The following is an 18,972-nucleotide window of genomic DNA, read 5'->3' as shown; positions in this document are numbered from 1 at the left end:
CTCCAGATAAAACAGTATTGAGTCCATCATATCAGATGGACTCTTTTTTTACTGTCTACCTATAGGGGATAATACCATACCATTTCTCTTTTTTTTGCGTATATTCCGAAAAGCTTGTACATATCCATGTATAAAGAAGGTGATGCAGTGAAAAAGTATGCAACTCGAATACATGGGAAGAAACTGATTTCGTTACTCCTTTTATATGCGCTAATAGTAATTATGATAGCGTCGATTTTGACGTCATTTTTACATACAATGAAATCAAATTATGCAAATCAATGGTTTGGAAAAGTATCGATGCAAGGTTTTGTTCAAATGATAGAAAGTGAGAATCGCTATTACGGATTTGATTATTTTAAGAAGAATAAAAGAGAGTCAGTTGGAAATTTAATGTTCTCTATTGCGACAGATTTGAAAATTAAAGATTTAAGAACATTCGTCGGTAAAGAAGTACCTGGTATGTCAAAGTATTATTCTAATATTATCGTAGCTGGGGAAGGGACAAACTTGACGAATATCCCAAATGAATCTAGTGTACCGATTGAAGAAGTAACGAAAGAACGGGAAATAGCAAAAGATAAAGTTACAGAAGCGGAAAAGAATAATCCGGTTCAGAAAAAGAACGGAGCGAAAAAAGGTGAAAGTGCAGTATATATTTATCATACACATAGCTGGGAATCCTTCTTTCCATTATTACCAGGGGCAACTGATCCATCTAGCCCAGATGTAAATGTGTCTTTACTAGGGAAACGTATGAAAGAGCAACTTGAAGGACAAGGAATTCCGGTAGTTCATGATAAAACGAATATGGGTGATTTATTAGCGAGTAAAAAGTGGGTATGGTATCAGTCATATAAAGCGTCTCATGAATATGTAAAAGAAGCATTAGCACAAAATAATAAAATTGCGTTTCCGATTGATATACACCGTGACGATCAGCGTAAGAAAGTAACAACAAAAGTAATTAACGGAAAATCGTATGCAAGATTATATTTTATAATTGGGATGGAAAATGAAGGCCGTGCTGAAAATGAAAAAATTGCAAGAGCCATCAATAGTTATTTAGATGAAAACTACTACGGATTAAGTAGAGGGATTTTTCCAAAGTATAAAAAAGATGGAAATGGCGTTTATAATCAAGATTTATCGAAAAATGCGATGTTAATTGAAGTTGGTGGTGTTGATAATACGTTAGATGAATTATATAACACAATTGATGTGTTAACAGAAGCGTTTAGTAAATATTATTGGAATGATGCGGAAAAAGTGAATGGATGAGGGACGGGAGACCGTTCCTTTTTTATTTTCGAATCTTAAAAAGTGATATAATGGAATTTTATGAATGTTAAATAAAGGGAGAGAGAAACATGCAAATACTACTAATACGCCACGGAGAATCAGAAGCTGATATTTTACATGTGCATGAAGGTCGAGCTGATTTTGAGTTAACTGACAAAGGGAGACAACAAGTACAAAGACTTGTACAGAAAGTGAAAAAAGATTTTGCGCCAGATTTCATTTGGGCAAGCACATTAAAACGCGCTCGCGAAACGGGTGAAACATTAGCAGAAGCAATTGGTTGTCCAATTCAATTAGAAGAGGAATTAATGGAGTTTAATAATGGAGTGCAAGCAGGCTTATCATTTGAAGAAGCAAAGAAATATCCAGAGCCAAAGTTTCTTCATGACCGTTTTGAAAACGGAGAATCATTTATTGAGTTTCGAATGAGAATAGAAGGAATCTTTTCTAAAATTATGATAGAGAATACATATGATCGAATTGCAATTGTTGCCCATGGAGGCGTAATTAATAGTCTATTACGTGCATTTTTCAAAATGCCAATTTCAATGGACTACTATTTCAAAATGGGAGATACGGGAATAAGTTTAATTGAAATTGAGGGTGAACAAAAAACGGTGCATTTCATTAATGATACGAATCATTTGGACGGGATGTAAAGACTTATGTACAAAGTTGTATTTTTCGATGTTGACGGTACGTTATTAAGTGAGATTGATAGAAGCATGCACGAAAGTACAAAAGAAGCGATACGAAGGTTAATAGATAAAGGAATTCACGTAGTTGTTACAACTGGAAGACCGTATAGTTTATGCTCACAATTTAAGGAACTAGGTATAAATACGTTTATTTCAGCAAATGGTGCACATATAAAATGTGGGAAAGAAGTTATACATAAATCAGTACTTTCAAGCGAAATCGTTCATGATATTTCAAATTTTGCTGAATTACATGGTCACAGTGTTTCTTACTTTACAGAAGAATTTGCAATGAATAATATTGCTTCCAAAGATGAACGTGTCATGCGAGCGTTAAATGAAACTTTAAATTTAGAGCGGTATCCTGACAAAGTTAGAAACTTATCAGATGAGATGTATTGCATATGTCTGTATGCTGATGATACAGAAGCTCAAAAATTCATTGAAAGATATCCAGCACTTACGTTTGAGCGTTTTCATGGTTACGTTATAAATGTATTGGAAGATAGTAAAGTATCGAAGCTAACTGCAATTCAAAAAGTATTGGAACATTTAAACATTAGTAAATTAGAAGCCATTGCTTTTGGCGATGGTGGAAATGATATTGAGATGTTGCAGTATGTAGGATTAGGAGTTGCGATGGGAAATGGTGGAGAGGAGTTGAAGAGAAGGGCTGATTTCGTTACAACGAAGGCGAGTGAAGGCGGAATTTCTTATGCCTTAAAGAAGTTGCGAATTATTTAAAACTAATAGTTAGTCAGTGTGAAAAATCCTGTTTTAATAATGGCTTTTGTTAATATGTATACTGTTTTAGGGAATTATTTGAGCTCTCCTACTTACAATTTAACTGCAGAACAAATCCTTTATTTTCGCTTAGCAGGGCTGTTTGGTATGTTGCTGTCACCACTTGCAGGTCTTTTAACAAAGAGGTTTGAAGTAAGGAAAGTTCTTCAAGGAGGATTGTTGATTGTTATTTTTAGTCTAAGTTCAATGGGCTTTGTTTCGGATCTATCTCTACTTGTAATGATGAGTGTCTGTTTTGTAATAGGTATTGCTATATCCGTTCCGTCTTTAGTTTCTCTTGGAGGTCAATTAGGAGGGAAAGCAAGGGGAATATACTTTTATTTTATTTTTAGGTACTAGTATAGGACCTATCATTTCTATTTATCTTATGAAAATAGGAGGTTATGCTCAAACATTTATTTTATTAGGAATGATACTTTTTATTGGTTTTGTAGCTAATTAATGAATGAGTGGAAAATCACTCAAATAAAGGAATGCGAGGATCTTTCATATGCTCGCATAATAAAATATGAATTTGTCCACGATGATGATAAAAGTGTGCAACGATTTCAAGTAACCATTCAAAGCGCGAATAAGAAATCCCCCAATAGGCAGTCATAACTTCTGCTAATTCTATTTGGGAGTAGGAAAGAAATGTTTTAGAGAGAAGGTTGTATCCTTCAATCATCGTTTGTTGCATGTGAGCAACTGTTACGGGTGTATGTTCTATATAAAAGGTATGTAATTCTTTTTCTGAAATACCATTTAAAATGAGTAAATCAGCATGACAAATAAGAGAAAGATGTGCACACATTTCAAATAATGATCGTTTTGAGTGAATCGGTTGTATTTTTAAATCGTTTTCACTATATTGGTTAAGCATATAAATAGAAGTATCAATAGCAACTTTTAGTTGATGCAATGCAGATTGAACAAACATTGTAATTCTCCTCGTCTCCGTATATAATAGTTTCTTGAGGATATTATATCATACTCAAAATTCCGAAAATTCTAGTAGTTTGACTAGCATAATGAAAAGTATTATATTGTAAAAGGTCATATGAAACGTGAAATAGAATGGAATGCAATTATTGAGTTAGGAGTTAGACCAATGAGTTTGAAATATGGAAGAGATACAATTGTAGAAATTGACTTAAATGCTGTAAAACATAATGTAAAAGAATTTAAAAAACATGTAAATGATGAAGAAATTAAGATGATGGCTGCTGTAAAAGCGAATGGGTATGGCCATGGGGCAGTTGAAGTTGCCAAAGCTGCAATTGAAGCGGGAATACATCAACTTGCAGTTGCATTTGTAGATGAAGCAATAGAATTAAGAGAAGCAGGAATTACTGTACCAATTTTAATTTTAGGATACACACCAGTAGCGGCTGTAGAAGATGTAATTCAATATGACGTTATGATGACTGTTTATAGAGTAGAAGATTTACATGGTATAAATGAAATTGCAAACCGTCTTCAAAAGAAAGTACAAATTCAAGTGAAAATTGATACAGGAATGAGTCGTATCGGTTTACAAGAAGAAGAAGTTAAACCATTTTTAGAAGAATTAAACCGTATGGAGTATGTAGAGGTAGTAGGGATATTTACGCATTACTCTACGGCAGATGAAATCGATAAATCATATACGAATATGCAAACAAGTTTATTTGAAAAGGCTGTTAATACAGCGAAAGAATTAGGAATTCAAATACCATATATTCATAGTTCAAATAGTGCGGGATCAATGGAATTAAGTAACACATTTCAAAATATGGTACGCGTTGGAATAGGAGTGTACGGTATGTATCCATCAAAAGAAGTGGATCATTCAGTCGTTTCTTTACAGCCTGCGTTGTCGTTAAAATCAAAAGTAGCTCATATTAAACATGCGAAGAAGAATCGTGGTGTAAGTTATGGGAATACGTATGTAACAACTGGTGAAGAATGGATTGCGACTGTACCAATTGGTTATGCTGATGGTTATAATCGTCAATTATCTAATAAAGGCTATGCGTTAATTAACGGGGTTCGAGTACCTGTTATTGGCCGTGTTTGTATGGATCAGTTAATGTTGGATGTTTCAAAAGCGATGCCAGTACAAGTAGGAGACGAAGTAGTATTCTACGGTAAACAAGGTGAAGAAAATATCGCAGTAGAAGAAATAGCGGATATGTTAGGTACAATAAACTATGAAGTTACATGTATGCTAGATAGAAGAATTCCGCGTGTCTATAAAGAAAATGACGAAACAACTGCAGTTGTAAATATATTAAGAAAAAACTGAATCATTTCGATTCAGTTTTTTTATTTTTTTATTCATATCAAATGCGAATATACCCTCGTTATGTAATACGGAGTAAACTTTGTGAAACACACTTTTTAGTTCAACTAAATTAAACTATCACCGGCAGAGATGACCAGTCCCGCAACAAAGATCTAATATACGAGAGTAGGGAAGAGCATCTTGTAAAACGAGGCTGGATGGGAGTATTCAACAAAATGTCCCCAATGTTTATTATAGATGTCTGCTAAAATATCATAATTAGAATAAATTGTTTTGTTAACATATGTATTCACCTAAAAATTCATTAAATTATAATAGTCATGCCTCGTTTTAATTTCAAAACCACATTGTGTATATAGTTTTAAAGCGTGGATATTTTTCGTTTCGACGTCTAATTCAATTGTTGAAACTCCTTCTGTAATAAGGGTATGTACTATATTACAAAGAATATCTTTTCCGTATCCTTTACCTTGATAAGAAGGATGAACGGCGAATCCTGATAGTGTAGTAGATTGCTCTTGTTTAGAAACTGTAATTGTTCCTATCACTTTTCCAGCAATAAGGGCACTGTAAACTTGATGGGAAGATGAATTCATCATTTTTTGTAACCATGTAGTCGTATTTTCTACTGAATCACCAAAAGCTTTACTAGAAATTTTAATAAGATCAAGAAGTGATTCTGAAGGTGCAAGAGTAAGCTGTATATTATTATCTGTTGTTTTTTGAATTTCGTTTGTTTTGCACTCCATACTATATTCACTATATAAATATGGTAACTTCATATGTTTTACAAATTCATTCCCAGAAATAGAATCCCCATTAATAATAAGAAGAGCTTCATCTGTCTCTCTATTTTGTATTTCTTTCATTGCAGTTTGTAAAAGGATAGTTCCGAAACGTTGTTTTCTAAAATGAGGATGTACAAAGCCTATTAGTTCAAGCTTTGTTGGTCTTTCGAAATCATACATATTTAAAGCGCCAATTAATTGAGTACCGTTATAAAGAAGAAAATCGTTTATATAATCTTCATTTCGATTTTTTAAAAAGTTGATATGTAAATCTGAAGAGTAATCAAGATTGTCTTGTTGCCCACAAATATAAGCCAAATCCTTCATTTGCTGTATTTCACTTTCTGTTACAGAACGCTTTTTCTGAATATCCATTGTATATTCCCTCTCATTCGTATTTAAAAATAGGATGGGTGACTTAACCATTTTTTTAATTCCACATTACCTTGCACAGATAACAGTCGGTATAAATAACGATAAGGCTGTCTATATTCTTCTAAGTGAGGAATAGACATAATTGTTTCGTAACCACTTTTAAAGGCATGTGCTTCTTTTTCGGTAAGTACATATTCTAGTCCGATAAAATCAAGTTCTCGCGGAGCAACAGCGTAAGCTTCACTATCTACTAAACCCGTAATAGTTGTACCGTCAGATAAAAATTGAGTAGGATCCATATCAATTAAGACGAGTGTAGATTCCTTTGGTACGGACAGGGAAGAAAGTTGTGATTCAAAGGTAGGGAATGCATTTTTTATGCTTTCATCATCGGAATAAAACATATTCACAAGCTCTTTACTCACGTTTAAAATATGTGATTGGAATTCATCTAGTGGAACTTGGAACGTGCCTGACGGATTTCCTATGAAATCGGCTTTAAATTTATGTATTTCTGCAAGTCCTTTTCCTAGGCTGAATAAAATAGAATCTGGTTGCTCGATAAAAGATTGAACTGTGTTACCTACTAACTTTTCGACCACCACAAATTCACGGCTATTTAAAACATGTTTTTCTAATATTGTTGGGATAGGAAGATTCGTATGTTCTTGCAGCAATGTATGTACAGTTTCTAAATGATGGACGTTCCTTGGATCAATTCCAAATAGATTTTTACATCCCCACCAAAAATCATTATTTGGTTCTTCATTCATTTTAGAAGCACGAACGATAACTTCTGTATCTTCTGTTTGAACGAGAAAAACATCACTTGCATGATCTTCATAACCTGGGTGCAAGGCTTGAACGGATAGAATAGGTGAATTGAATAGTTGTTGTAACATGAAAAGACTCCTTTTTCTGTAAATTCCATAAATTCATTATATAACAGATGATGTGTTATGAGGATAAAGATAAAAAGATAGACAGCATACTTACATTTATAGTGAAAACTCATTAAAAATATTATATTTCTCTATTTTTGTATGAATTGTCTAAAAATAATGGTGGTAATACTTGAATGTAAGACTCGTATCTTTAAATCTATGAAGAGTAAAAGTAAAATTAAGCATTGATTTATAAGATTGTGAATCACAATAATGTAGACTATAGAAAATATTTCTCAATAATAAAATGAAGAGAAAAGCATGAAGAAGTAGAATGCATTCATTTATAATAGACTTAAATTAATTAATATAATTAATTGTTAATTTTATTATATTAATTGGATAGGAGAGAATGTTATGGCAAATGTACTCGTAATAAATTTTCCTGGGGAAGGTCATATTAATCCGACTTTAGCTATTGTAAGTGAGTTAATTCAGCGAGGGGAAACAGTTGTTTCTTATTGTATTGAAGATTATAGAAAGAAGGTTGAAGCAACAGGTGCGGAATTCCGAGTGTTTGAGAATTTTCTCTCTCAAATTAATATTATGGAACGAGTAAATGAAGGTGGGAGCCCTTTGACGATGCTATCTCATATGATTGAAGCATCAGAGCGTATTGTTACTCAAATTGTAGAAGAAACAAAAGAGGAAAAATACGATTATTTAATATATGATAATCATTTTCCAGTAGGACGTATTATAGCGAATATTTTACAATTACCAAGCGTTTCATCCTGTACAACGTTTGCTGTTAATCAGTACATTAATTTTCATGATGGGCAAGAATCGAGACAAGTAGATGAAATGGATCCATTATATCAATCTTGTTTAGCGGGAATGGAAAGATGGAATAAGCAGTATGGAATGAAATGTAATAGTATGTATGATATTATGAACCATCCTGGTGATATTACGATTGTATATACTTCAAAAGAATATCAGCCACGTTCAGAGGTATTTGATGAATCGTATAAATTTGTAGGTCCATCAATTGCTACTCGAAAAGAAGTGGGGAGTTTTCCTACCGAAGATTTAAAAAATGAAAAAGTGATTTTCATTTCTATGGGAACAGTTTTTAATGAACAACCTGCTTTGTATGAAAAATGTTTTGAAGCGTTTAAAGATGTTGATGCGACAGTCGTATTAGTCGTTGGTAAGAAGATAAATATAAGTCAATTTGAAAATATCCCGAAAAACTTTAAGTTGTATAATTATGTCCCGCAATTAGAAGTTTTACAGCATGCTGATGTATTCGTGACACATGGTGGTATGAATAGTTCGAGTGAAGCGTTATATTACGGTGTTCCATTAGTTGTAATTCCGGTAACAGGAGATCAGCCATTCGTTGCAAAACGATTGACTGAAGTAGGGGCAGGAATAAGACTTAATCGCAACGAGTTAACTTCTGAATTGTTACGTGAGACTGTAAAGAAAGTAATGGATGATGTGACGTTTAAGGAGAATAGTCGTAAAGTGGGAGAGTCGCTTAGAAATGCCGGTGGATATCAAAGGGCAGTTGAGGAAATATTCAAATTAAAAATGAAGCCGTACGTAAAGATTAAATAGATGTTAAAAACACACTTACTTTTAATTTGTAAGTGTGTTTTTAGTATTACGCGTTACATGTGTTACATAAAAATAGCGATAAAGGAGAAACTTTTGTGTATATAAATCGATACCTTTGAATTAGTAGTCAAATTACGTTAAAATAATACTAAGAAAATATATAAGTTTTGGGGGTAATGAATGAAGAAAGTATTTGAATACGTATTATTAACAATTGGCTCAATTATAGTAGCAGGTTCATTAGAGCTTATTTTAGCACCTAATGGATTAGTAGATGGCGGGGTAACGGCTATTGCTATTATGGCAAATAAAGTCGCAGGATTGCCGCTTTATGGTGTGTTCTTAGGAATTAATATCCCAATTTTATTATTTACTGCAAAAGTAATGGGAAAGAAATTTTTTATCCGTACATCTTATGCGAATGTAGTTACAACACTCGGATTAATTTATTTAAAACCATTTCCAGCAATTACGACTTCTGAGTTATTAATTGTACTTTATGGTGGAGTACTGTTTGGAATTGGTGTTGGGATTGTTGTTAAAATGGGTGGAGCAATTGACGGTTCGGAAATGTTAGCAGTTTGGATGAATAAACACTTTAATGTACCGATTAGTACATTTTTACTTGCAGTAAATGCAGTTATTTTCATCTTTGTTGCCATTTTATTTTCAATCGAACAAGCGATGTTCTCATTAGCAATTTTCTATATTGTTACGAAGATGATTGATTTTATATTAGATGGTATTAATCAAGGTAAGAGCGTTATGATTATTTCTGGTAAGAATAAAGAAATAGGCGATTTACTTATGAAAGAATTGCAACTATCTGTTACGTATCTACATGGAGAAGGTGGTTTTTTAGGGGAGCATAAGAGAATCATTTATTGCATTACAAACCGATTCATTTATCCGAAAATGAAAGATCTCGTTCTCTCTGTAGATCCAGCCGCTATAATCGAAGCTTCCTATTCAACAGAAACGACTGGTGTGAAACGTCCGGGAAGGAAAGCTAGGTCAGGTGAATAACTAGAAGAAGGCTGTCCAAAAAGTTATTTTGGAACAGCCTTCTTTTTTATTTTGTTGAATTGTTAACATGTTACAAGTTAAATCCACTGTTAAAAAGTTTCCTTGCAACTAGGAAACCAAGCGTCTTTTAATAATGTAGCCAACGTTTCAATTTTATTTTCTGGAATACTACCAAAGCCGAGTAATACGTATGATTCCTTACGTAAATCATTCACGAAATCATATGGAGAAAGTGGGTATAATTTAACGCTTTGTTTTTTAGCGGATTCAATCAGTTCATTTTCATTCATACTGTTATGGACACATAAAACAATATGAAGTCCGGACTGTTCACCAAGAATTTGAACATTAGCCCCCATTTCTTTCATAATGGATTTTACTAACGCATGATGTTTTCTTTTATATAGTGTACGACTCCGATTAAGGTGACGTTCCCAATTCCCGCTTTGTATAAAGTTAGCAAAAGCAAGTTGTTGTATTGTAGCGACTGTTTGTTTGAAAATTCCATGCAGTTCTTGATATGTTTTTAAAAGGTGTGGTGGTAAAACAACATATCCCATTCGTAAAGAAGGTAAAAAAGATTTTGAGAAAGTCCCCATATAAATAACGCGTTCATTTGAATCAAGACTTTGTAAAGAAGGAATCGGCTTACCAGCGTAGCGAAACTCTCCGTCATAGTCATCTTCAATAATGTATCCGCTGCAATCATTAGCCCACTTTAACAATTCTAATCTTCTAGATAAAGGCATAATAATCCCGAGTGGAAATTGGTGTGATGGTGTAACGTATGCGACATTGGAATTTGTATTGTATAAACTAGAAATATCAATCCCTTTTTCATCCAATGGTATGGGATGAATTTGTCTATCACAGCTTTTAATGATTGCGTGTATACGGTGAAATCCAGGGTTTTCAATGCCGTATTCTTTTGTAGGGCCAAGCAGTTGAAGTAGTAGCCAGAGAAGTGGCTGCGTTCCGGCGCCAATCACAATTTGATCAGGTGAAGAATGGACACCGCGAGAATGATATAAATATGTTGATATATGCTCTCGAAGAGCGAATTCACCTTGAGGGTCTTCTTTGGCAAATAGTGCATTTTCGTATGTAAGTATGGATTCTTGTAATGCTCGTTTCCAATTTGTAATCGGAAATGTATTTTGATCAATAAGTCCTTGGCTACAATCATATTCAAATTTTTCGTCTATCAAATTGCTCGTCTTCTTTGCTGCATTTGGCTTTTTATTTGGGATAACGTCAATATCGAAATTTGCTACAAAAATACCACGTTTCGGTTTACTTTCTGCATAACCTTCAGCTAATAATTGTTGATAAGCTGATTCAACAGTAATGCGGCTAATATTAAGTTGTGATGCTAAATTTCTGTGTGAGGGTAGACGTGTGCCGACAGAAATAGTCCCTTGTATAATTTCAGCTTTAATATATTCGTAAATTTGCAAGTAAATAGGTGTGTTACTTTGTAATTGCAATGGGATAGTAAAATCCATATAAAACTCTCCTTTAAAACTGGCCTTATAAAAAACACTTAAACTGTCACTTAAGTGAAGGGCAGTTACTTTCTATAATAATGATATAATATTTAGAAAATTAAATAAATAGTTAGAGGAGAGTTAAAAATGAATGTTAAAGAAGTAGTAACAGAAGAGCAATTACATGAAGTATTACCTGTTTTACAGCAATTAAGAACGAAACTTTCAAAAGAGGAAACAAGCTCTTTATTTCGAAAAATGAAAGAAGAAGATTATAAACTATTTTCGCTGTGTAATGAGAATGATGAAGTTGTTAGTCTTGCAGGTGTAGCAATTTGTACGAACTTTTATAATAAGAAACACGTTTTCGTATATGACCTTGTAACAGCAGAAGCACATCGTTCAAAAAGACATGGGAAAGTATTACTTTCGTATATAGAGAACTGGGGAAAGGAAAACGAATGTGAGTCTATCGTCCTCACGTCAGCATTTTCAAGAATTGATGCTCATCGTTTTTATGAAAGAGAAGGGTATGATAAGGTGAGTTATTCTTTTCATAAAGAATTATAAATAATAATAAGAAGAAGTTGTCCCGCAAAAGTTGGGAACAACTTCTTCTTATTTATTAAGTTATTATTGAACCGTAAATAGGTTGTAAGTTATGGTATATGTATTTGAAAAGGTTATATAGTGTATTTTGTCGAATTGTTTTAATTTAATAAAGAGAATGATTGGAGCGCTTATACTTGAAAAAAATAAAGAAACTATCAATCCCTAATGATGCTAGAGTTATTGTCATATCTGATATTCATGGAGAATTAAATCTTTTAAAAGAAGCACTACATAAAGTTAACTTTAAAGATGAAGATTATTTAATTATTAATGGAGATCTTTGCGAGAAAGGACGAGATAGCGTAGGCGTAGTAAACTACGTTATGAATCTTGTAAAGAACAATTCAAAGGTTCACGTTGTTGAAGGGAATTGTGAAGTTTTAGTTGATGCTCTTCTAAATGAAAATCCTGGTCTTATTAATTATTTATGTACGAGGAAGCATTCAATTTTTAATGAATGGCTAGAGCAATTGGGTTTTTCAGTTCATGAGGGCACTTCAATTCGTGAAGTGAAAGAAGCATTGTTAAGTGAATTTTCACAAGAACTATATTGGCTAACAGAGTTGCCAACAGCGATTGAAACAGAAGATTATATTTTTGTGCATGCCGGTCTAGAAGATAGAGTAGATTGGAAAGAAACTGAGCGCAAAAATGCGATAGCAATGCCGGAGTTTTTCAATCAATCACATAAAGCAAATAAGTATGTAATAGTCGGTCATTGGCCTGTCGTGAACTATTCTGAAGAAGCACCGTCTAATAATCCAGTTATTGATAAGGAGAAAAAAATTATTGCAATTGATGGAGGAAATGCAATTAAAGAAGCAGGGCAATTAAACGTACTTATTATTCAGAGGAAACAAACGGACGATACGTTTTCTTATACATATGTAGACTATTTTCCAGCGTACGAAGTAATAGCGGATTTTAATGCGAATTCAGAAATGCAGGGCGGAGTGACATATCCGTATTATTACATAGAGCCTATCGAGAAGATGCAAGATTACACCGTATGTAAACAAAAGGAAACGAATAATGTGCTCACTGTAAAAAATGAATATATGAAACAACTTAAGTCAGGTGAATATACAGTGAAAACTGATATTTCTTGTGCGCAAATAAGCGTTAGGAAGGGAGATATCGTTTCTCTCATTGATGATAGCTGTTCAGGATATGATTTAATTAAAAAAGATGGCGTAGAGGGTTGGATAGAGAAAGGGATTTTAGTTGAGATAGAAAAAGTGAAAAATAAAACATTAAGCTGAAATAGGAGGGATATAACCTCCTATTTTTTTAAAGGAGTAGATTGCTTGCTGTCTTTAATAAGTAAATAAATCGTACTCGGCAGAATGATAAGCGTCATTCCTAAAAGAATTGCTAGTATAGCATAACCTCTATAGGGAGCAGAAACGATAAAAGGAAGTATCGCTAAAAAAATACCTGCTATCATCATTGAAATACTACTAATATTTGAAGCTCTTTTTTCAAGGTGCTTATCATTCCATTCTAATGAAACGGTTGATTTAGTCGTATCAATTTTGGAACTGAAATAACCTATTAATATAAATAAAAGCCCTAATGCTAAAAATATGAAATGATCAAGAGGAAGTGAAAAGCCAAGAGCGATGAGGGCGATGACAATATCGACAAAAAATAAGAATAGTAACATTGTGTTGCCGATCCAATGGAGAAATTTCTGGTTACTCGCTGCTTTAGATAAAGCTAAAAATACAAAGAATAAGAAGGAACATATAATTATATTTACGATTACAAAAGTGCTTTTATCCATTGTTGATGTAGGCGTTCCATTAAAGTTCCATTTCGTAACAATATTTGATGGTAAGAAGAAATATAGAATAATATTTGTCGTAACAATAGTGAGAAATAAAGCAATACTAAATCGATTCTTCACTGAATCACCAGCTTTCTAAATCAATAATTGGTATCTAATAACAAAATTATACAATATAATAAACGATATTAGTTTTGATTTTTCTGAAAAAATATTATAATTATATATGAAATAAAGAGGAATGCAGGAGGGAATTATGCAAAACGTTGTATTAATGGGGAAGAAAGTTACAATTCGTACAATAGAAGAATCAGATATAAAAACATTATGGAATCTCGTGTTTAAAGAAGAAAATCCAGAATGGAAAAAATGGGATGCACCGTATTTTCCGTTTTCAATGCAAGAATACTCTTCCTATAAAGAGAAGATGCAAACTCGTTTGCAAGAAGAACCACTGTCAAATTTAATTATAGAAAATAACGGTCAAATTATAGGGACGGTCGGATTTTATTGGGAGCATAAACCGACGCGTTGGTTGGAGATGGGAATTGTTATTTATAATCCAACTTACTGGAATGGTGGCTACGGTACAGAAGCGTTAACGTTATATCGAGATTTATTATTTGAAAAGATGGAAATTGGTAGAGTAGGGCTCACGACTTGGTCTGGTAATGAACGAATGATGAAAGTAGCGGAGAAAATAGGAATGAGCTTAGAAGGTAGAATGCGAAAGTGTCGTTATTATAACGGAACATACTATGATTCTATTCGAATGGGCATGATTCGTGAAGAATGGGAAGCGCTATGTGTAACGAAGGGGTGAGAAAGATTGTACGCTATTATTGCTACATTTGATCGTGTGTTTACTAATAAAATTACAGAACTGCAAAATGAATTAACAAATGTAATTGGAACAAATCAACTAGCTGGAGTAGAACCTCATATTACGTTAGCTGATTATAATGAGTTAGATGTTCATTTGTATACTGAGAAACTAGGGGAGTTTGTAGCTATTCAAGAAAATATGGATGCAGTAACTTTTCCTTCTGTTGGAATTTTTCCTACTAATGGAACGGTCTTTCTAGCGCCGACTGTTACCAATGAATTGTTAAAACTTCATCATTCTTATCATGATTATTTTAAAACTTTTCATGACAACCCAAATTCATATTACGTACCGGGAAAATGGGTTCCGCATTGTACAATTGCAAATAGATTACATACAAAGCAGTTTTTAAGTGTAATGGAATATATTTATGGAAAGTTTGATTTTGTAACAGCTTCAATTGAGAAATTAAAATTAATTAAGGTGAATTATGAAAATGGTTCTGCCATTTCTTCTAGTATATTAGCAGAATATAATTTAAAGAGAATGGAGACATCGAGATGACATATATAATTAGAGAAATGAAGCAAGAAGATATTCATGCTGTACAATCAGTAGCAAAAATAGCTTGGCATGATACATATGAAGGCATTATTCCAAGAGAAATTCAAGACAGTTTTTTAGACGAGGCATATTCTGATGAAAAAATGAAATATCGTCTTAAAAATACGCATTTATTCGTTGCGGAAGAAGAAGGAGAAGTGATAGGGTTTGCGAACTTTTCACCTGTTAGACTACAAAATGAAGCGGAATTAGGTGCGATTTATTTGTTACCAGATCAGCAAGGAAAAGGGATCGGAAGTGCTTTATTACAAAAAGGAATTAAAGCATTAAATGGGATACGGAAGTTGTACATACATGTAGAAGCTGCAAATGAAAAAGGAAAACGCTTTTATGAAGCGAAAGGTTTTGCTGAATTAGAGCAATTTGAAGAAGACTTTGAAGGACATATGATGCAGACAGTAAGGATGGTTTTATACGTATAAGGAGGACTAGTAATGAAAATTTTTGATTTTAGTGAAAAAGTAGGAAAGCACCTATCAGTATTTCAATCTAATTTCATCATGTCGAAAATATTAAACCATCGAGGGAATATACATATCGGTGCTATGCATTTACACGAGAATGGAATCATCGGTAATCAAGAAGCAGTTGTATCTCAACTGCTTCTTATTGTGAAAGGAGCAGGATATGTATGTGGGGTAAATAAAGAAAAGATAAATATAGAGGCGGGACAAGCTGTGTTTTGGGAAAAGGGAGAGCTCCATGAAACAAGTACAGAACACGGATTAACAGCAATTGTTATGGAAGCGGAGAATCTTGAACAAGCGATAGCAATGCCTATTATTCAAGGGGAGTTGTAAAAATGATAATTAAGGCGAATCAAGAAGATACCAATGAAATATTAAAATGTGCGGCTCAATCGCTTTTTGAAGGGACGAGAGGCAATTGTCAATTAAGTACCGAGAAAGCGATTGAAATTACAAAGCCGATTGTAGAAAAAGGAGCATACTATTTAATCGTTAAAGAAAAAAATAAAGTAATGGGATGGATATTAATAGGGGAAAATACAGACTATTTTTCTCGTGAAAAACTTGGATTTATATATGAATTGTACGTTTTCCCAGAATATCGCGGGAGAGGATTATCGCGAGAACTGATGGAAGCTGGTATTAAGGAATTAAAGGAGAAGTATTTAGAAATTCGGTTGAATGTATTTGCTGGGAATTTTGCAAAAGAGATGTACGAAGAGTTTGGGTTTGTTGAAAGGCAGGTAATTATGACTTTGAAGTGAGTAGAATAGTCTGAATGAGAGAAGAGAAAATAATGATTTAGTGGCTACTTTATCGCTGGAATTTAAAGCGAATAAGTATAAAATAGATGGCTTGCCTTTATTTTATAGTAGATTTATAGAGTGTGCTTAAAAAACAAATAAATTAGTATTATACAATATATCGTTATTATAGTAAAAGAGAAATTTTGGAAAAATATCATTTTTTTGTTTAGAAATTTTTAAATTATTGATATAATCAATTTGTAGAATTGATTATTGGTTAATTTTACTATTTTTTAATTTTAAGGGGGATTTAATAATGGCAGGACAAATTCGTATGTCACCAGAGGAGCTTAAATCGAAAGCGACTCGATATGGACAAGGTGCAAATCAAATTGAGGACATTTTACGTCAACTACAAAACTTACAAAATGAATTAAGAGGAGAATGGGAAGGTCGTGCTTTCGAAGGTTTTGACCAACAGTTCAATCAATTAAAGCCAAAAGTACAAAACTTCGCACAGCTATTACAAGAAATTAATATGCAGCTTAATAAAACTGCAGAAGCTGTTGCTAGACATGACGAAGATCTTTCTCGTAATTTCGGTCTACAATAAGACAGATAAAAAGAAATATATAATTTAGCCATGCAACCATACGTTGTATGGCTAAATTACTTTAAAACTAGAGTAAGATACGAAGTCTTTCATCAGATAGACTCGCAGTCGCAGGAGTGATAAGTAGTGAAAAAGTTCAAATGGAGCATCTTGTTGTTTATTATTTTAGCTCTTGTACTATCGACAGGGGTCTCCTATTTAGCATTAAATCAAAATGTTAAGAAAGCTAATGAGAATACTACACCAAAAATGACAGTTGCGTTGGTAAATGAAGATCAGGGCACTGTATTTGAGGGCAATAAAATAGCATTTGGAGATCAATTTGTTAAAAATGTAAATAAAAATACGAAACAAGAATGGTACGTAGTTAGTCGCGGGGTAGCAGAAAATGGATTGAAAAATAATAATTACAATATGATGATTGTTATTCCAAATGATTTTTCTAGGAAAGCAGTTGCGATTGATTCAGAGATTCCGGAGAAATTAACGTTAAACTACAAAGTAAATGCAACTGGGAATAAGGATTTGAAAGCTGAGGCAGAAAATACAGCTTCTGTTATTTTAGAAGATTTCAATAAGCAAATAATCGACGTTTATTTTGCGAGTATTATCGGTAAGCTACAAGGTGCACAAGATAATATAGGTAAAATAATTGAAAAAGGAAACGTTCAAACAACTATGTATAAAAAAGATATACATAGTCCGTTAGCAAATTACACAAATCAATTTAAAACAGTACAAGATTATACAGGTGTTTCTGTTAATAGTTTCAAAGGATTTCAGGATGTTTTAAAAGGTTTCGGTCAAGCGTTAGATGAAGGGAATAAATCTAACAGTACGTACTTAGATGGTTTTAATAACTTTCAAAAAATGCAAACTGATAACAATTTGTTAGCGAATAATTTCACAAATCAATTCAATCAATATATGAATGATATGAATACAGGCGATGCTTTAAAGCAATTAAGTGCATTGGAATCAGCTAATAAAAGTATTTCAAATCAATTTACGTTTTCAGAGAAAGAACCAAATATTTTAACTGATGCTGCAGCGATTCAAAAATATTTAGCAGATGTAAAAAAACAAGTATCTGAATATGATACAGAACTTGCAGGAAAGTTAGAAAGTGATATTCAAGAGACGGTAATTAAGAAGTTAAAGCAATCTATGTCGAATGATGGAAAGCAAGAAATCTTCATAAATACATTAATGAAACAACCAGATGCTCGAATAAAGAAACAAATCGAGAATTTAATTGCGAAATTACCTAGTTTAAACATGGAAGAAATCGGTCAAAGTGATTTGCCAGATACAACGAAATTACAACTGCAAAATGTAATTCAATTTACAAAAAAATATAATAAAGAAAATAATTTTTATTATGATCCTGTAAATAAAATATCTTTAGGAAACGCTATTAAAGAAGTAAAGGATAGACTTTATACAGAGGGAATTACATTTAGTGATACTGCGAAAGTAATTAAAATGGAATCTCCGCAAATTTTGAAGATAAAGATTCCAGAAGAATTTAAACTAGATGGAAGTACAGGATTCTTACATATTGATGGTGAGGATCGTACAAGTGATTTTCTTCAAAGCGAAGCAGGAGAAATTACAATAGCTCCTCGTAATGAAGGGGATATAAAGATTGATCTGCATGTGAAGTTAAAAGATCCAAACATCAATATAGATGTTTTCTCTCCTGTAATGTGGCAGTGGGAATTGAGTGGGACTCATAAAAAAGAAACTAGTCCTGAAAAAGAAAAACCTAACAAAGAAGATAAAGGAACACAAACGGAAAATAGCAAGGTGGAAAATGTGGTTCATAAATCACAGTATGGCATAATGCCGTTAGTACACAGTGCTAAAAACCCTATTATTAAAAAAATGGAAAACACAACAGGGAAAGATAACGGAACTGGAGGAAACCCAGGAGGCGGAACGGGGAAAGATAACGGAACCGGAGGAAACCCAGGAGGCGGAACGGGAACAGACAACGGAACCGGAGGAAACCCAGGAGAAGAAGAGGCCATTTTTAA

21 protein-coding genes and 1 pseudogene are annotated in these 18,972 nt (G+C 33.2%); 16 read left to right on the top strand and 6 right to left on the bottom strand.

Features of this window, described 5'->3' with window-relative positions; all coding sequences use genetic code 11:
• Positions 1–126 precede the first annotated feature (126 nt).
• The 4 genes from spoIIP to HFD78_RS28325 all read left to right on the top strand — a co-directional run bounded on the left by spoIIP (position 127) and on the right by HFD78_RS28325 (position 3,143).
• On the top strand, positions 127–1,281 hold the full coding sequence (gene spoIIP, locus HFD78_RS28340; RefSeq protein ID WP_002025676.1) for a stage II sporulation protein P: 1,155 nt from the start codon (positions 127–129) through the stop codon (positions 1,279–1,281).
• An 89-nt stretch (positions 1,282–1,370) separates the two neighbouring features.
• The gene (locus HFD78_RS28335) at positions 1,371–1,961 is read left to right on the top strand and encodes a histidine phosphatase family protein (protein WP_001166436.1); all 591 of its coding nucleotides are present in this window, start codon (positions 1,371–1,373) and stop codon (positions 1,959–1,961) included.
• A gap of 6 nt (positions 1,962–1,967) precedes the next feature.
• Positions 1,968–2,744: a Cof-type HAD-IIB family hydrolase gene (locus tag HFD78_RS28330; RefSeq protein WP_000278964.1), complete on the top strand. Its 777-nt coding sequence runs from the start codon at positions 1,968–1,970 to the stop codon at positions 2,742–2,744.
• Between the two features lie 39 nt (positions 2,745–2,783).
• The gene (locus HFD78_RS28325) at positions 2,784–3,143 is read left to right on the top strand and encodes an MFS transporter (protein ID WP_003284084.1); all 360 of its coding nucleotides are present in this window, start codon (positions 2,784–2,786) and stop codon (positions 3,141–3,143) included.
• A 118-nt stretch (positions 3,144–3,261) separates the two neighbouring features.
• Here the strand turns inward: HFD78_RS28325 and HFD78_RS28320 are convergent, their stop codons facing one another.
• Positions 3,262–3,723 (bottom strand): DinB family protein, encoded by a 462-nt coding sequence (locus tag HFD78_RS28320; protein ID WP_000498002.1) that lies wholly within the window; start codon positions 3,721–3,723, stop codon positions 3,262–3,264.
• A 171-nt stretch (positions 3,724–3,894) separates the two neighbouring features.
• Here HFD78_RS28320 and alr point away from each other — a divergent pair, with 171 nt between their 5' ends.
• Positions 3,895–5,070, top strand: coding sequence for an alanine racemase (alr, locus tag HFD78_RS28315; protein ID WP_002182683.1), 1,176 nt, complete (start codon positions 3,895–3,897; stop codon positions 5,068–5,070).
• Between the two features lie 120 nt (positions 5,071–5,190).
• Here alr and HFD78_RS30190 read toward each other — a convergent pair.
• The 3 genes and pseudogenes from HFD78_RS30190 to HFD78_RS28305 all read right to left on the bottom strand — a co-directional run.
• Positions 5,191–5,363, bottom strand: a pseudogene (locus HFD78_RS30190) (class I SAM-dependent methyltransferase); the annotation flags it as partial.
• Positions 5,364–6,233, bottom strand: a complete 870-nt coding sequence (locus tag HFD78_RS28310) for a GNAT family N-acetyltransferase (RefSeq protein WP_000354419.1) — start codon at positions 6,231–6,233, stop codon at positions 5,364–5,366.
• A 23-nt stretch (positions 6,234–6,256) separates the two neighbouring features.
• Complete coding sequence (locus tag HFD78_RS28305; RefSeq protein WP_000941374.1) at positions 6,257–7,135, bottom strand: nitrate reductase; 879 nt, start codon at positions 7,133–7,135, stop codon at positions 6,257–6,259.
• Positions 7,136–7,534: 399 nt separating this feature from the next.
• Between HFD78_RS28305 and HFD78_RS28300 the strand changes: the two genes are divergently transcribed.
• Both HFD78_RS28300 and HFD78_RS28295 read left to right on the top strand, forming a co-directional pair.
• Positions 7,535–8,743 (top strand): macrolide family glycosyltransferase, encoded by a 1,209-nt coding sequence (locus HFD78_RS28300; RefSeq protein WP_000024467.1) that lies wholly within the window; start codon positions 7,535–7,537, stop codon positions 8,741–8,743.
• A 180-nt stretch (positions 8,744–8,923) separates the two neighbouring features.
• Positions 8,924–9,769 carry a YitT family protein gene (locus HFD78_RS28295; RefSeq protein WP_000755125.1) on the top strand — a complete coding sequence of 282 codons (846 nt, stop codon included), beginning with the start codon at positions 8,924–8,926 and terminating at the stop codon, positions 9,767–9,769.
• An 89-nt stretch (positions 9,770–9,858) separates the two neighbouring features.
• Here the strand turns inward: HFD78_RS28295 and pdxR are convergent, their stop codons facing one another.
• Positions 9,859–11,274 (bottom strand): MocR-like pyridoxine biosynthesis transcription factor PdxR, encoded by a 1,416-nt coding sequence (gene pdxR, locus HFD78_RS28290; protein ID WP_000348029.1) that lies wholly within the window; start codon positions 11,272–11,274, stop codon positions 9,859–9,861.
• Positions 11,275–11,403: 129 nt separating this feature from the next.
• Here pdxR and HFD78_RS28285 point away from each other — a divergent pair, with 129 nt between their 5' ends.
• Both HFD78_RS28285 and HFD78_RS28280 read left to right on the top strand, forming a co-directional pair.
• Complete coding sequence (locus HFD78_RS28285) at positions 11,404–11,826, top strand: GNAT family N-acetyltransferase (protein WP_001101115.1); 423 nt, start codon at positions 11,404–11,406, stop codon at positions 11,824–11,826.
• Between the two features lie 176 nt (positions 11,827–12,002).
• Positions 12,003–13,130, top strand: a complete 1,128-nt coding sequence (locus HFD78_RS28280; RefSeq protein WP_114160994.1) for a metallophosphoesterase — start codon at positions 12,003–12,005, stop codon at positions 13,128–13,130.
• Between the two features lie 20 nt (positions 13,131–13,150).
• On the opposite strand, the gene HFD78_RS28275 is transcribed toward HFD78_RS28280, so the two are convergent.
• The gene (locus tag HFD78_RS28275) at positions 13,151–13,777 is read right to left on the bottom strand and encodes a DUF1648 domain-containing protein (RefSeq protein WP_033667944.1); all 627 of its coding nucleotides are present in this window, start codon (positions 13,775–13,777) and stop codon (positions 13,151–13,153) included.
• A gap of 136 nt (positions 13,778–13,913) precedes the next feature.
• Here HFD78_RS28275 and HFD78_RS28270 point away from each other — a divergent pair, with 136 nt between their 5' ends.
• The 7 genes from HFD78_RS28270 to esaA all read left to right on the top strand — a co-directional run.
• Positions 13,914–14,480 carry a GNAT family N-acetyltransferase gene (locus HFD78_RS28270; RefSeq protein WP_001181863.1) on the top strand — a complete coding sequence of 189 codons (567 nt, stop codon included), beginning with the start codon at positions 13,914–13,916 and terminating at the stop codon, positions 14,478–14,480.
• A 6-nt stretch (positions 14,481–14,486) separates the two neighbouring features.
• Complete coding sequence (locus HFD78_RS28265; protein WP_000270893.1) at positions 14,487–15,047, top strand: 2'-5' RNA ligase family protein; 561 nt, start codon at positions 14,487–14,489, stop codon at positions 15,045–15,047.
• The gene (locus HFD78_RS28260) at positions 15,044–15,529 is read left to right on the top strand and encodes a GNAT family N-acetyltransferase (RefSeq protein WP_000221048.1); all 486 of its coding nucleotides are present in this window, start codon (positions 15,044–15,046) and stop codon (positions 15,527–15,529) included. Before HFD78_RS28265 ends, HFD78_RS28260 begins: the two co-directional genes overlap by 4 nt.
• Positions 15,530–15,541: 12 nt before the next feature.
• Complete coding sequence (locus HFD78_RS28255) at positions 15,542–15,907, top strand: hypothetical protein (RefSeq protein ID WP_000688079.1); 366 nt, start codon at positions 15,542–15,544, stop codon at positions 15,905–15,907.
• 2 nt (positions 15,908–15,909) lie between these two features.
• Entirely contained in the window at positions 15,910–16,338 is a 429-nt protein-coding gene (locus HFD78_RS28250; RefSeq protein ID WP_000584232.1) for a GNAT family N-acetyltransferase, read from the top strand.
• Between the two features lie 298 nt (positions 16,339–16,636).
• Positions 16,637–16,933 (top strand): WXG100 family type VII secretion target, encoded by a 297-nt coding sequence (locus HFD78_RS28245; protein WP_000918601.1) that lies wholly within the window; start codon positions 16,637–16,639, stop codon positions 16,931–16,933.
• Between the two features lie 126 nt (positions 16,934–17,059).
• On the top strand, positions 17,060–18,972 hold a 1,913-nt coding region (gene esaA, locus HFD78_RS28240), incomplete at its 3' end, for a type VII secretion protein EsaA (protein WP_191968136.1).

This window comes from Bacillus sp. EKM501B (assembly GCF_011800505.1).
Classification (GTDB): Bacteria; Bacillota; Bacilli; order Bacillales; family Bacillaceae_G; genus Bacillus_A; species Bacillus_A cereus.
Note: the sequence above shows the minus strand (reverse complement) of the source record. Positions and strands in the feature narration are given on the sequence as shown.

Coding starts and splice junctions, on each gene's coding strand:
- spoIIP (WP_002025676.1), top strand. CDS start 127: ATGTATAAAGAAGGTGATGCAGTGAAAAAGTATGCAACTCGAATACAT.
- HFD78_RS28335 (WP_001166436.1), top strand. CDS start 1,371: ATGCAAATACTACTAATACGCCACGGAGAATCAGAAGCTGATATTTTA.
- HFD78_RS28330 (WP_000278964.1), top strand. CDS start 1,968: ATGTACAAAGTTGTATTTTTCGATGTTGACGGTACGTTATTAAGTGAG.
- HFD78_RS28325 (WP_003284084.1), top strand. CDS start 2,784: ATGGCTTTTGTTAATATGTATACTGTTTTAGGGAATTATTTGAGCTCT.
- HFD78_RS28320 (WP_000498002.1), bottom strand. CDS start 3,723: ATGTTTGTTCAATCTGCATTGCATCAACTAAAAGTTGCTATTGATACT.
- alr (WP_002182683.1), top strand. CDS start 3,895: ATGAGTTTGAAATATGGAAGAGATACAATTGTAGAAATTGACTTAAAT.
- HFD78_RS28310 (WP_000354419.1), bottom strand. CDS start 6,233: ATGGATATTCAGAAAAAGCGTTCTGTAACAGAAAGTGAAATACAGCAA.
- HFD78_RS28305 (WP_000941374.1), bottom strand. CDS start 7,135: ATGTTACAACAACTATTCAATTCACCTATTCTATCCGTTCAAGCCTTG.
- HFD78_RS28300 (WP_000024467.1), top strand. CDS start 7,535: ATGGCAAATGTACTCGTAATAAATTTTCCTGGGGAAGGTCATATTAAT.
- HFD78_RS28295 (WP_000755125.1), top strand. CDS start 8,924: ATGAAGAAAGTATTTGAATACGTATTATTAACAATTGGCTCAATTATA.
- pdxR (WP_000348029.1), bottom strand. CDS start 11,274: ATGGATTTTACTATCCCATTGCAATTACAAAGTAACACACCTATTTAC.
- HFD78_RS28285 (WP_001101115.1), top strand. CDS start 11,404: ATGAATGTTAAAGAAGTAGTAACAGAAGAGCAATTACATGAAGTATTA.
- HFD78_RS28270 (WP_001181863.1), top strand. CDS start 13,914: ATGCAAAACGTTGTATTAATGGGGAAGAAAGTTACAATTCGTACAATA.
- HFD78_RS28260 (WP_000221048.1), top strand. CDS start 15,044: ATGACATATATAATTAGAGAAATGAAGCAAGAAGATATTCATGCTGTA.
- HFD78_RS28255 (WP_000688079.1), top strand. CDS start 15,542: ATGAAAATTTTTGATTTTAGTGAAAAAGTAGGAAAGCACCTATCAGTA.
- HFD78_RS28250 (WP_000584232.1), top strand. CDS start 15,910: ATGATAATTAAGGCGAATCAAGAAGATACCAATGAAATATTAAAATGT.
- HFD78_RS28245 (WP_000918601.1), top strand. CDS start 16,637: ATGGCAGGACAAATTCGTATGTCACCAGAGGAGCTTAAATCGAAAGCG.